The sequence below is a fragment of the Nonomuraea sp. NPDC001831 genome (assembly GCF_042892035.1).
In the GTDB taxonomy this organism is placed as follows: domain Bacteria; phylum Actinomycetota; class Actinomycetes; order Streptosporangiales; family Streptosporangiaceae; genus Nonomuraea.
Window position 1 is genome coordinate 944,771 of record NZ_JBIATU010000001.1, and the last position, 12,700, is coordinate 957,470.

The following is a 12,700-nucleotide window of genomic DNA, read 5'->3' on the forward strand; positions in this document are numbered from 1 at the left end:
TACTCTCGGAGAGCACTCGTGGACATCGATCTGGTGTTACGCCGCGACTGGCAGGCACGCGCGCCCCGCGGCGCCTACACCCAGCTTGACTCGACCAAGGGCGTCAAGGTCCACTACACCGGCGGCCGGGTCGAACCCGCCATCCTGTCCGACCACGCCGGCTGCGTCGAGCTGGTGAGATCCATCCAGGGCTATCACATGGACGGCAACGGCTGGATCGACATCGGCTACTGCGTCGACGAGGAGACGGAGATCCTGACGCGGCAGGGCTGGAAACGGTATCGCGAGCTGGAGCCGGGGGAGAGCGTGCTCACCCTCAACCACGAGACGGGCGCGTCCGAATGGCAGGGGTTGCTCGACGTGTACGTCTTTCCGGCCGGCGCCAGGGAGATGGTGCGCATGGAAGGCGCGTCACACTCCTCCCTGACCACGCCGCAACACCGCTGGCCCGTCGAGCGCCGTAGACGGCGTACCGGAACCGACCGGCGTAAGGGCCGTGACGGTGGGCCGCCCGCCGGCCGAATGCCCCGGGCGGTTACCGAGCACGAGCGGCTGTGGGTGACCACGGAGACGATGGGGTACTGGGACAGAGTGCCGTTGGCGGCGCCCTGTGCCGATCTTCCCACCGAGGCGAAATGGTCGGACGCCCTCGTGGAGCTCGTTGCCTGGTTCTGGACGGAAGGGCATGTCAAGCCGCTTCGGGGCCGCCCGACCACGAGTGTCGCCATCTACCAGTCGCAGAAGAACCCGGTGTACGTGGCCAGGATCCGCGAGGCACTCATGTCGGTCTTCGGCCCTCCCGTCCCGGGCTCCCCGCGCACCGGCCGGAGCACCGACGGGGTGCCTCGATGGCGGGAGACCGTCAACCGGCAGCTCACCGAGTTCCACCTGTCCTCCGACGCCGGGCGGCGGCTGCTGGAGATGGCGCCGGACAGGGTGCCGACCTTCGAGTTCCTGCTCTCCCTCACCCGGGCACAGCTGTCCCTGTTCATCGAGACCTCGCTCGCCGCCGACAACAACGGAAAGGACAAACTGGCGCAGAAGAATCGCGCGGGGGCGGAGGCGTTCATGTTCGCCGTGCTTCTGACGGGCAGTGCCGCGTCCTTGCGCCGCAGGCCGCCGACCTCGACGTGTGCGAGCGACATGTGGGCGGTCACCATTCGGCGGCAGCAGTACTTCGCGCCGCGGGCGGCTCGCAAGAGCGCCAGCTTCAGGATCAGCCGGGAGATCTACCACGGTGAGATCTGGTGTCCCAGGACCGCGAACCAGACCTGGCTGGCCAGGCGCGACGGCACCGTCTACTTCACGGGGAACTCCTTCGTCGCCTGCCCGCACCGGAAGGTCTTCGAGGGGCGGGGGCTGCACCATCTGCCGGCGGCCAACGGTCCCGGGCTCAACAGCGGTCACTACGCCGTGCTCGGGCTGGTCGGCAACGCCGGGCTCGTCCAGCCGCCCGACGCGATGCTCGACGCCGTCCTCGACGCCGTCCAGTACGTCCGCGACCGGGGCGGCGCGGGCAAGGAGATCAAGGGCCACCGCGACGGCTACTCCACCGACTGCCCCGGCGACCCCCTGTACGCCTGGATCAGGCGCGGCGCGCCCCGCCCCGGCGGCGGCACCACCCCGCCCCCGCCCAAGGGCGCGCCGCCCTTCCCCGGCCGGCTGCTCAAGTACCCGCCGGTCATGGAGGGCGAGGACGTGCGCACCTGGCAGCGGCAGATGCACAAGCGCGGCTACGACCTGACCGTCGACGGCGCGTACGGCGCCCGCTCACGCGACGTGTGCCGCACGTTCCAGCGCGAGCAGGGCGTCGAGGACGACGGGATCGTGGGCCCGCTCACGTGGAGGCTGGCGTGGGAGGCGCCGCTCGCCGACGGGTAACCCCCGGATTACTGCGGCGGCCGGGCAGCGCCTACTATCCGTTGCATGGAACTGGCAGCGGGCTTTCCTCCCACCACTCGCGACGACTGGCGGAGGCTGGCGGTCGAGGTCCTGCGCAAGTCGGGGGTCGAGGCGGGCTCGCCCGAGGAGGCGCTGTCCAGCCCGACCTACGACGGCGTGCCGGTCGCGCCGCTCTACGACGCGGACGACCTGCCGGGCGATCCCGGGCTGCCGGGCGCGCCGCCGTTCACGCGGGGGGCGCGGGCGCGGCCCGGCTGGGACGTCCGGCAGCGGCACGCCGTGGCCGACCCCGAGGCGGTGCTGGCCGACCTGGAGAACGGCGTCACCTCGCTCTGGCTGGTCGTCGGCGACGGCGCGATCCCGGTGGGCGCGCTGCCCGCCGTGCTGAAGGACGTCTACCTCGATCTGGCCCCGATCGTGCTGGAGGCGGGGGAGCACACGCGGGAGGCCGCCGAGGCGCTGTTCGGCCTGGCCGCCGCGCAGGGCGTCACGCCCAGCGGCAACCTGGGCGCGAGCGGCGTCGAGGGGGCGGAGCTGGCCGGGCGGTGCGTCGCGGTCCCGGGGCTGCGCGCGGTCATGGTCGACGCCACGCCGTACCACGACGCGGGCGCCGCCGACGCCGAGGAACTGGGCTGCTCGATCGCGCGGGGCGTGGCCGAGCTGCGCACGCTCACCGGCGCCGGCCTCACTGTTGAGCAAGCGCTAGGCCAGATCGACTTCCGGTACGCCGCCACGGCCGACCAGTTCGCCACCATCGCCAAGCTGCGCGCGGCGCGCCGGTTGTGGGCCAGGGTGGCCGAGGTGTGCGGCGCCGCCGAGCGCGGCGGCCAGCGCCAGCACGCCGTCACCAGCGCGGCCATGATGACCGCCCGCGACCCCTGGGTGAACATGCTGCGCACCACGCTGGCCTGCTTCGCGGCGGGCGTCGGCGGGGCGGAGGCGGTCACCGTGCAGCCCTTCGACGCCGCGCTCGGCCTGCCCGACGCCTTCTCCCGGCGCATCGCCCGCAACACGCAGTCGCTGCTGCTGGAGGAGTCGGGGATCGGGCGGGTGGCCGACCCCGCCGGCGGCTCCTGGTACGTCGAGCGGCGCACCGCCGACCTGGCCGAGAGCGCCTGGGCGTGGTTCCAGGAGATCGAGGCCGCCGGGGGCGTGGCGGCCGCCGGCGAGCTGATCGAGCGGCGCGTCGCCGCCACCCGGGCCCGCCGTGCCGACGACATCGCCCATCGCCGCTTCCCGATCACCGGCGTCAGCGAGTTCCCCGATCCCGGCGAGAAGCCGCTGCGTCGGCCACCCGCCCCCGCCGGGCGGCCCGTGGCCCGCTACGCCCAGGAGTTCGAGGCGCTGCGCGACGTGGCCGACGCCCTGCCCGAGCGTCCCAAGGTGTTCCTGGCCACCATCGGGCCGGTCGCCGCGCACACCGCGCGGGCCACCTTCGCCGCCAACCTGTTCCACGCCGGCGGCCTGGCCACCGAGACCGCCGGGCCGGGCGCCGACCCCGAGCAGATCGCCACCGCCTTCGCCGTGAGCGGCGCCGCCGTCGCCTGCCTGTGCTCCACCGACAAGCTCTACGCCCAGCACGCCCGCGCCGTGGCCGCCGCCCTGCGGCACGCGGGGGCGAGACGCGTCTGGCTGGCGGGGAAGGGAGACTACGAGGGCGTGGACGCCTGCCTCTACGCGGGGTGCGACGCGCTCGCCGTGCTCCGTCAGACGTTCGAGGACCTGGAGGTGCTGCGATGATCCCCGACTTCTCGGGCGTCCCGCTCGGGCCGGGGGCCGGCTCCGGCGCGGCGGCCGTCCCCGGGGGCGAGGTGTGGGAGACGCCGGAGGGCATCGGGGTCAAGCCGCTCTACACGGCCGCCGACCTCGACGGGCTCGACTTCCTGCACACCTATCCCGGCGCGGCCCCGTACCTGCGCGGGCCCTACCCCACCATGTACGTCAACCAGCCCTGGACGATCCGCCAGTACGCGGGCTTCTCCACGGCGGAGGACTCCAACGCCTTCTACCGGCGGAACCTGGCGGCCGGGCAGAAGGGCCTGTCGGTCGCCTTCGACCTGGCCACGCACCGGGGTTACGACTCCGACCACCCGCGCGTGGCCGGCGACGTAGGCATGGCCGGGGTGGCGATCGACTCCATCTACGACATGCGGCAGCTCTTCGACGGCATCCCGCTCGACCGCATGTCGGTGTCGATGACCATGAACGGCGCGGTGCTGCCCGTGCTCGCGATGTACATCGTGGCGGCCGAGGAGCAGGGCGTCGCGCCGGAGGAGCTGGCCGGGACCATCCAGAACGACATCCTCAAGGAGTTCATGGTCCGCAACACCTACATCTATCCGCCGGCCCCTTCGATGCGCATAATCTCGGATATTTTCGCTTATACGAGCGAGAAGATGCCGAAGTTCAACTCGATCAGCATTTCTGGCTATCACATCCAGGAAGCCGGGGCGACCTGCGACCTCGAACTCGCCTACACCCTCGCCGACGGCGTCGAGTACCTGCGCGCCGGGATCGCCGCCGGCATGGACGTCGACCGGTTCGCCCCCCGGTTGTCGTTCTTCTGGTGCATCGGCATGAACTTCTTCATGGAGGTCGCCAAGCTGCGCGCCGCCCGGCTGTTGTGGGCCAAGCTGGTGTCGCGGTTCGGGGCGGCCAACCCCAAGTCGCTGAGCCTGCGCACGCACAGCCAGACCTCCGGCTGGTCGCTCACCGCCCAGGACGTCTTCAACAACGTCGCCCGCACCTGCGTCGAGGCCATGGCCGCCACCCAGGGCCACACCCAGTCGCTGCACACCAACGCCCTCGACGAGGCGCTAGCGCTGCCCACCGACTTCTCGGCCCGCATCGCCCGCAACACCCAGCTCCTCCTGCAGCAGGAGTCGGGCACCACCCAGGTCATCGACCCCTGGGGCGGCTCCTACTACGTCGAGCGGCTCACCCACGACCTCGCCGAGCGCGCCTGGGCCCACATCGAGGAGGTCGAGGCGGCCGGCGGCATGGCCAGGGCCATCGAGGCGGGCCTGCCCAAGCTGCGCATCGAGGAGGCCGCGGCCCGTACCCAGGCCCGCATCGACTCCGGCCGCCAGCCGGTCATCGGGGTCAACAAGTACCGCGCCGCCGACGACGAGCCCATCGAGGTGCTCAAGGTCGACAACAGCGCCGTACGCGCCCAGCAGCTCGACAAGCTGGCCCGCCTCAGGGCCGAACGCGACGGCGAGGCCGTGCAGCGCGCCCTCGACGCGCTCACCAAGGCCGCCGAGAACCCCGCGCCGGGCCTCGACGCCAACCTGCTCAAGCTCTCCGTGGACGCCGCCCGCGCCAAGGCCACCGTCGGCGAGATCTCCGACGCCCTGGAGCGGGTGTTCGGCCGGCACGCCGAGCAGGTGCGTACCATCTCCGGTGTGTACCGTGACGAGTCCGGGCCGGCCGAGGCCATCGAGCGCGTCCGCGAGGCCTGCGCCGACTTCGAGCGGGACGAGGGCCGCCGCCCGCGCATCCTGGTCGCCAAGATGGGCCAGGACGGCCACGACCGGGGCCAGAAGGTGATCGCCACCGCCTTCGCCGACCTGGGCTTCGACGTCGACGTCGGCCCGCTGTTCCAGACGCCGGAAGAGGTGGCCAGGCAGGCGGTCGAGGCCGACGTGCACATCGTGGGCGTCTCGTCGCTGGCGGCCGGGCACCTCACGCTGGTGCCCGCGCTGCGGCGCGCCCTGGCCGACCTCGACGCCGCGGACATCATGATCGTGGTGGGCGGCGTCATCCCGCCGGGCGACCACGACGAGCTGCGCGCCGCCGGCGCCGCCGCCATCTTCCCGCCGGGCACGGTGATCGCCGACGCCGCCCTCGACCTGCTCCGGACGCTCACCGGCCGCCCGTAGCCGGCGGGTCACCGGTCGGTCGTTGACCCGCCGGGCGGCTTGCCCGGAAGGTCACCGGCCGCCTGTGACCCGCCGGGCGGCTCGCCCGGAAGGTCGCCGGCCGCTCGTGACCCGCCGGGCGGCTTGCCCGGGTCAGAGGGTGTCGTCGCAGACGGTGACGGCGACGGTGCGCCGGCGGGCGACCGGCGCAGTGATCTGGAGCGTGACGCTGTGGGGGCCGGCGTCCGTCAGCGCGGTCGGCGAGGTCAGGTGCCGGGGGGCGTCCTCGGCGACCGTGGCCGAGGCGCGGGCGGTGACCGTGCCGTCGACGATCCAGGTGTAGCGGAGGGTGACCGGGGCACCGGTCCTGGTCACCGCCGCCTGGAGCCGTACCGCGCCGTCCCAGCAGTCGCCGTTCCTGGTGCCGCCGGACGGGCGCAGGGGGGCCAGGGTGAGGCGGTCGGGGGACGGGGTCGTGCCGGAGGTGCTCTCGTCCTGCGGGCCGGGGACCGGAGTGCGGGTGTGCCGGGGACGTCGCGTGGGGGAGGTCGCGGTGCCGGGGGTGGGGGCGGTGGTCACGTCGGCCACGTGGGTGGCCTTGGGCGTGGGCGTCGAGGGGGTGAGCCACACGATCGCGCCCGACAACACCAGCACGGACACCCCGGACACCCCGGCGACTACCGCCGTCTTCACCCGCCGCCGCACCCGCACCTTGGGCGCTGCCCCCGGCTTGGCGGCCTGCGCTGCCATGGCCGGGGTGGGGGCCGGGGTGGGGGTCTGCGGTCCGGGCGGCCCCCCTTGGGGAAAGGGCGGCGTGCCCGCCACCAGGCGCAGCCCGGTCGTCCCGGACGCGGCCTCCGACGCCCCCGAGGGGGCCGAACGGGCCGCCGCCGCGGCGGGCGCCGGACGAGCCGGCGTTCCAGACGGTGGGCCCGGCGTTCCAGAGGGTGCGGGGTGGGGCGCGGTTGCCGACGGGGGCGGGCCGGGGGCGGGGGTGGTGAGCAGGTGGCGGAGGACGTCGGCCATGGGCGGGCGGCGGGTGGGGTCCTTGGCCAGGCAGGCGAGGACCACGCCGAGCAGCGGTTGCGGCAGGTCGCCGGTGCGGGGTTCGTCGTGCAGGATGCGGTTGATCACCGCCGGCAGCGAGTCCTCGCCGAACGGCGGCATCCCCGTCGCCGCGAACACGATCACCGACGCCCACGCGAACACGTCCGCGGGCGCGCCCGCCTGCTGTCCCGAGAGCTGCTCGGGCGCCATGTACGCGGGCGTGCCCGTGATGGCGCCGGTCGGGCTCACCCCCGTCCCGAACGCCGCCGAGACGCCGAGGTCGGTCACCCGCGGACCGTCCGGCGCGAGCAGCACGTTGGACGGCTTGAAGTCGCGGTGCGCGACGCCCGCCCGGTGCGCCTCGGCCAGCGCCGTCGCGGTCGTCACCGCCAGCCGCCGCAGCTCGTCCGCGCCGCGCAGGGCGCCGGCCTCCTGGAGGGAGGGCCCGTCCACGTACTCGGTCACGACGTACGGGCGGCCCCTGACCGAGGCGTCCAGCACCCGCGCGACGCAGGACGGCTCCACGGCACGCGCGGCGGCGAGCTCCCTGGCGAACGGCTCACCGGCGGTGACGCCCTCGGCGAGCACCTTGACGGCCACCGGACCGCCGTCGCGCCCGCGTGCGAGGTAGACGACACCGTGGCCGCCCGCGCCGAGCCGCCCGGCCAGCCGGTAGGGTCCCACCGCCGCCGGGTCGCCCTCGCGGAGGGGTTCGACGTTGGGCATGAGGGGAGTGACTCCTGTGACGGCTGTAATCAGAACTCCAGCACCTTACTGGCAAATAACCGGACTTGTCAGAAGTTAGGCTGATCAATGAGAAGAAAGAGGTGAACCGGGTGCGCTCGCTGGAGGACTACGCCCAAGGCGTACGGGCAGGCTCCCGTACGTGGATCGCCCGCGCGATCACCCTGGTCGAGTCGACCAGACCGGACCACATGGCGCTGGCCCAGCGGCTGCTCGTCGAGCTCACCCCGCTGTCCGGCCGGGCCCGCCGGGTCGGCGTCTCGGGAGTGCCCGGCGTGGGCAAGTCCACGTTCATCGACGCGCTCGGCACGTACCTCACCGGCCAGGGGCACCAGGTGGCCGTGCTGGCCGTCGACCCCTCCTCGACGAGGACGGGCGGCAGCATCCTCGGCGACAAGACCCGGATGGCACGGTTGTCGACCGATCCGGCGGCGTTCATCCGCCCGTCGCCGACCTCCGGCACGCTCGGCGGCGTCACGAAGGCGACCAGGGAGGCCATGGTCGTGGTGGAGGCCGCCGGGTTCGACGTGGTGCTGGTCGAGACCGTCGGGGTCGGGCAGTCGGAGACCGCCGTGGCCGACATGGTGGACACGTTCCTGCTGCTCACCCTGGCCCGTACCGGCGACCAGCTCCAGGGGATCAAGAAGGGCGTGCTGGAGCTGGCCGACGTGATCGCGGTCAACAAGGCCGACGGCGAGTACGAGCTCGCGGCCAGGAAGGCGGCCAGGGAACTGGCCGGAGCGCTGCGCATGCTGCGGTCGGACGCCGGGCCGCCGCCCGTCCTGACCTGCAGCGGGCTCACCGGGGACGGCCTGGAGGAGTTGTGGCGGCGCATCCTGGCCCATCAGGGCTCGCTGGACCTGGCCGCCAAGCGCCGCCGCCAGCAGGTCCAGTGGACCTGGACGCTGGTCCGCGACCGCCTGCTCGCCGAGCTGCGTCACGACCCCGAGGTGGCGGCGATCACGGCGGAGGTCGAGCGGGAGGTGCTGGCGGGGGAGCTGACCCCGGCGCTCGCCGCCGACCGCCTGCTGTCGGTGTTCAAACGGCCCTGACGTCCGGCGGCCGGGGGCTCTCCACTCCCCGGAGGAACAGACTTGCGCCCGGGGGAGAAATATCCGTATCCGCAGCGTCATCTCCGATCCGACGGCTTGAGCGGGACATGTCACGATGTCGCGCAACCGACGTGGGGAGAAGCGCAGATGGGTGCGGAACCGATGCTGCCCGGAACGGTCGCGGCGGCCCTGGAGGAGTACGGCCGCCTGCTGGCCGGGCACGGCATCACGTGGGGCGAGCCGGAGATCCACTACGTGAAGTTCTTCGCCCGGCGCAGGGTGCTGCCGCCCTCGCTGTTCGGCACGTTCTGGCGGCTGGCCTTCGAGGAGGCCGCGCGGCTGCACCCGGGGCAGCCGATCGACCGGCTGGCCGCCCACCTCGCCGAGCCCGACTACGACCGGGTGCTGCGCGACACCCTGGCCGGCGAGCTGCCGCCGCACCTGGCCGCGCTGCGCGTCGGCCCGGACGGGATCGAGCTGCGGGGAGCGCCGGTCACCGTCCTGGCCCCGGGAGAGCCGCCCTCCGGGCGCGGCGCGGAGAAGATCTTCCTGCTCGTCGACTCCTCCCGCGACACCCCCTGCCCGGTCAGCGTGGACGACGCCCGCCGCGAGCTGGCCCCCCGCGGCGCCTGGCTGGTCGAGGCCGAGGCCGGCAGCGTGATCGTGGCCGACGGGCAGCGCGTCCGGCTCGATTCCCTGCTGCGCCCGGTCCCCGCCGCCCGGCTCACCCTGGTGGCGGGGCAGCCGTGCCGGTGGAGCGTCGCCTCCCGGGACGGCCGCGGCTGGTACCCGCCCGGCGTCCCGGCCCGCCACGACTACCACGGCAGGCCCTACTTCCACGGTGACGGCCGCACCCTCGACGTCCCGGCCGGACCGCTGACGATCACCGTCACCAGGGGCATGGAGTACGCCGAGTCCGCCCTGGACGTCACCCTGGCCCCGGGCGAGGAACGCGTGGTCCGGCTCACCCCGGAACGCCTCTACGACGCCGCCGCCCGCGGCTGGTACGGCGGCGACCTGCACGTCCACCTCAACTGGGCCGGCGACACGGTGGGCCTGCCCGCCGACGCGGCCGCCGCCCAGCTCGGCGAGGACCTGCACGTGCTCAACCTGCTCGCCGGGAACGTCTCCGGGCCGCGCGTCTACGACCGGGAGGCCCTCGACCACTGGGCGGGGGAGGACCTGCCCTGGTCCGACGCCACCCACCTGGCCCGCATGGGCGTCGAGTACCGCAACGACCTGCTCGGCCACGTCTACGCCTTCGCCCCCGAACGCGCGCCGGGGCGGTTCCACACCGGGTTCGCCGGCGACGCCGACTGGCCGCCGAACGCCGAGGGGCTGCGCGAGCTGCGCGGCCTCGGCGCGGTCCTCGGCTACAGCCACCCCTTCGCCACGCCGCTGGCCGACGGCGACCCGCCCAGGGCCGTCGTCTCCCCGGCGCCGCGCAACTGCGCCGCCCGCGAGCTGGTCGCCGACGCCGCGCTCGGCCTGGTGGACAGCCTCGACGTGCTCACCCACGCCTCGATCCCGTCCACGGCGGCCGTCTACCGGCGGCTGATCGGCGCCGGCAACCGGCTCGCCGTCACGGCGGGGACCGACTCGATGATCTCCTTCACGCGGGCGGACAACCAGTCCAGCCCGCCCGGCTGGGCCCGCGTCTACGCCCGGGTGGAGGGCGAGCTGACCGCCCGCGCGTTCGCCGACGCGATACGGGCGGGCCGCACGTTCGCCACCACCGGCCCCTGGCTGGAGCTGACGGTGGACGGGCACGGCCCCGGCCACGTCATCGACGCCCGTCCCGGCGACCACGTCCGCGTCACCGCCACCGCGATCGGCCCGGAGGTGGCCGCCGTGCGCGTCCGTACGGCCGAGGGCGTGCGCGCGGGCGCGGAGCGGCTCCCGGCCGGCGAGCGGCGCCCCGGCGGCGAGGAGCGGCTGACCGTGACGGCCGACCTGCGCGTGGACGAGCCGACGTACGTGCTGGCCGAGGTCGTGTGCGATCCGCACCCGCGCACCATGACCGGCACCGGCTACGCCCTGACCAGCCCCGTCCACGTGGACCTGGCCGGCCGCCGGGTGGCCAGGCGCGAGGACGTGCGCTGGTGCCTGGAGTGGCTGGACCTGCTGGAGGAGCTGATCAGGACGCACGCCCGCCTGACCAGCCCCGGCCAGCTCGCCGACCACGTCGCCCTGCTGGACCAGGCCAGAGAGGTCTACCGCGGCCGCCTGTCCTGACGGTTCCCGACCTCCGGCGGCCCCTGGCTCCTCCCCGCGTCCCTGGCTCCTCCCCGCGCCCCTTGCCTTCCCACGTCCCTTGCCTTCCCACGGCCCCTGAACTCCCACGGCCCCTGACCCTCCGTACGATCCCAGCCCTCTTACGATTCTGGCCGCCTGTGCTAGATTTTGGCCATGCGGTCAGAAAATCAGTCGGGCGGCCAGAAGGCGCGCTCGTTCATCGAGGAGGCCAGGCGGGCGCAGATCATCGCCTCGGCCGTGGAGGTGATCGCCGAGCTCGGGTTCGGTCAGGCGTCGCTGGCGCGCATCGCCCAGCACGCGGGCATCAGCAAGGGCGTCATCTCCTACCACTTCGCCGGCAAGGAAGAGCTGATGGAGGAGGTGGTCAACAGCGTCTACGGCGAGATCGCCGCACATGTCATGGCGCGGATCGAGGGCGTCGAAGGCCCCACCGCGATGGTGCGCACGCACATCCTCGCCGTCGCCGAGCACATGCGCGAGCACCGCACCCGGCTCAAGGCCCTCGGCGAGATCTTCTACAACCTGCGCACCGCCGACGGCGAGCCGCGCTACGGCGTCAACGCCAACGACGAGCTCTACCAGGCGATGGAGCAGATCTACGCCTACGGCCAGTCCACCGGCGAGTTCCGCGACTTCGACCGCCGCGTCATGGCCATCACCCACTTCTCCGCCATCGACGACATGTTCGCCTACTGGGTGGCGAACCCCGACCACGACCTCGACGCGCACGCCGCGGAGCTGGCCGACCTGTTCGAGAGGGCATGCAGACGATGAAGACCGAGACCGGCGCCAGACTTTTAGCCGTCGACAACCTGCGCGTGCTGCTGACCGTGCTGGTCGTCGCCCATCACGTCGCCGTCACCTACGGCAACATCCCGATGTGGTACTACACCGAGCCGGCCGCCGACCCCTCCGGGGTGGCGCTGGACATCCTGGTGGTCCTCAACCAGGCGTTCTTCATGGGGTTCTTCTTCCTCATCTCCGGCTTCTTCACCCCCGGCTCCCACGACCGCAAGGGCGGGCGCGCGTTCGTCCGCGACCGGCTGGTCAGGCTCGGGGTGCCGCTGCTGGTCTTCCTCCTGCTGCTGCGGCCGCTGCTGACGATCGGCGAGCACGGCATGCCGTTCTGGAAGTGGTACATCGTCTCGTGGGACCCGGGGCCGATGTGGTTCGTCGAGGTGCTGATCGTCTTCACCCTGCTCTACGCGTGGTGGCGGCGTGCCGGTGGACAGCGGGCCGAGGCGGAGCAGGCCGGGGCGCCGAGTCTCAAGGGGGTCGTGCTGTTCACCCTCGGGCTGGCGGCGGCCACGCTCCTGTGGCGGATCCCGGTGCCCCAGGGCACGTACGTGCCGGTGCTCGGGCTGCCCACGCCCTACTTCCTGCCGCAGTACGCGGCGATGTTCGCGGCCGGCGTGGTCGCCTTCCGGCGCGGCTGGTTCGAGGCGCTGCCCAGGCGGGCCGGGCGGGCCGGGTTCGTCGTCGCGGGCGTGGCGACCGTGTTGTTGCTGCCGCTCGCGGCGCTGACCACGGGCCTGGTCGCGGTCGCGGTCAACGCGCTGTGGGAGTCCGTGTTCGCCGTCGGCATGATCGTCGGACTGGTGGTGCTGTTCAGGGAGCGGTTCGCCCGGCAGGGGCCGCGCGGCGGGTTCCTGTCCGCCAACGCCTACGCGGTCTACGTCATCCACCCGCTGGTGCTGGTCGCCGTGGCCTGGGCGGTGCGGGGGCTGCACGCGGCGGCGGTCGTCAAGTTCGCCCTCGTGCTGGCGGTGTCGCTGCCGTTGTGCTGGGGGCTGGCGTACGCGGTCAGGTCGTTGCCGGGGGCCAGGCGCGTCCTTTGAC

Annotated in this window: 8 protein-coding genes; 7 read left to right on the plus strand and 1 reads right to left on the minus strand. The window is 73.3% G+C overall.

From position 1 onward, the window contains the following. The first annotated feature begins 18 nt into the window (after positions 1-18). Genes ACFYYW_RS04090 through scpA form a run of 3 tightly spaced genes read left to right on the plus strand, consistent with a single transcriptional unit; the run spans position 19 to position 5,783 of the window. Positions 19-1,881 carry a peptidoglycan-binding protein gene (locus tag ACFYYW_RS04090; protein ID WP_387644831.1) on the plus strand — a complete coding sequence of 621 codons (1,863 nt, stop codon included), beginning with the start codon at positions 19-21 and terminating at the stop codon, positions 1,879-1,881. Between the two features lie 45 nt (positions 1,882-1,926). Next, entirely contained in the window at positions 1,927-3,642 is a 1,716-nt protein-coding gene (locus tag ACFYYW_RS04095) for a methylmalonyl-CoA mutase family protein (protein ID WP_387644834.1), read from the plus strand. Continuing rightward, positions 3,639-5,783 (plus strand): methylmalonyl-CoA mutase, encoded by a 2,145-nt coding sequence (gene scpA, locus ACFYYW_RS04100; protein ID WP_364389661.1) that lies wholly within the window; start codon positions 3,639-3,641, stop codon positions 5,781-5,783. Before ACFYYW_RS04095 ends, scpA begins: the two co-directional genes overlap by 4 nt. Before the next feature lie 132 nt (positions 5,784-5,915). Here scpA and ACFYYW_RS04105 read toward each other — a convergent pair whose 3' ends face one another. Continuing rightward, positions 5,916-7,535, minus strand: a complete 1,620-nt coding sequence (locus tag ACFYYW_RS04105; RefSeq protein ID WP_387644838.1) for a protein kinase — start codon at positions 7,533-7,535, stop codon at positions 5,916-5,918. A 101-nt stretch (positions 7,536-7,636) separates the two neighbouring features. Between ACFYYW_RS04105 and meaB the strand changes: the two genes are divergently transcribed. From meaB to ACFYYW_RS04125, 4 genes are all read left to right on the plus strand, one after another. Beyond that, positions 7,637-8,605 carry a methylmalonyl Co-A mutase-associated GTPase MeaB gene (gene meaB / locus ACFYYW_RS04110; protein WP_352326784.1) on the plus strand — a complete coding sequence of 323 codons (969 nt, stop codon included), beginning with the start codon at positions 7,637-7,639 and terminating at the stop codon, positions 8,603-8,605. A gap of 147 nt (positions 8,606-8,752) precedes the next feature. Next, positions 8,753-10,840 carry a CehA/McbA family metallohydrolase gene (locus ACFYYW_RS04115; RefSeq protein ID WP_387644841.1) on the plus strand — a complete coding sequence of 696 codons (2,088 nt, stop codon included), beginning with the start codon at positions 8,753-8,755 and terminating at the stop codon, positions 10,838-10,840. 174 nt (positions 10,841-11,014) lie between these two features. Continuing rightward, entirely contained in the window at positions 11,015-11,635 is a 621-nt protein-coding gene (locus tag ACFYYW_RS04120) for a TetR/AcrR family transcriptional regulator (protein ID WP_387644844.1), read from the plus strand. Then, a complete protein-coding gene (locus tag ACFYYW_RS04125) occupies positions 11,623-12,699 on the plus strand; it encodes an acyltransferase (protein ID WP_387644847.1) in 1,077 nt (358 codons plus the stop codon). Before ACFYYW_RS04120 ends, ACFYYW_RS04125 begins: the two co-directional genes overlap by 13 nt. The last annotated feature ends 1 nt before the right edge of the window (position 12,700 follow it).

What these genes read in the sequence shown, in the direction of transcription:
- ACFYYW_RS04095 (WP_387644834.1), top strand. Translation starts at nt 1,927, where the DNA reads ATGGAACTGGCAGCGGGCTTTCCTCCCACCACTCGCGACGACTGGCGG.
- scpA (WP_364389661.1), top strand. Translation starts at nt 3,639, where the DNA reads ATGATCCCCGACTTCTCGGGCGTCCCGCTCGGGCCGGGGGCCGGCTCC.
- ACFYYW_RS04105 (WP_387644838.1), bottom strand. Translation starts at nt 7,535, where the DNA reads ATGCCCAACGTCGAACCCCTCCGCGAGGGCGACCCGGCGGCGGTGGGA.
- ACFYYW_RS04115 (WP_387644841.1), top strand. Translation starts at nt 8,753, where the DNA reads ATGGGTGCGGAACCGATGCTGCCCGGAACGGTCGCGGCGGCCCTGGAG.
- ACFYYW_RS04120 (WP_387644844.1), top strand. Translation starts at nt 11,015, where the DNA reads ATGCGGTCAGAAAATCAGTCGGGCGGCCAGAAGGCGCGCTCGTTCATC.
- ACFYYW_RS04125 (WP_387644847.1), top strand. Translation starts at nt 11,623, where the DNA reads ATGCAGACGATGAAGACCGAGACCGGCGCCAGACTTTTAGCCGTCGAC.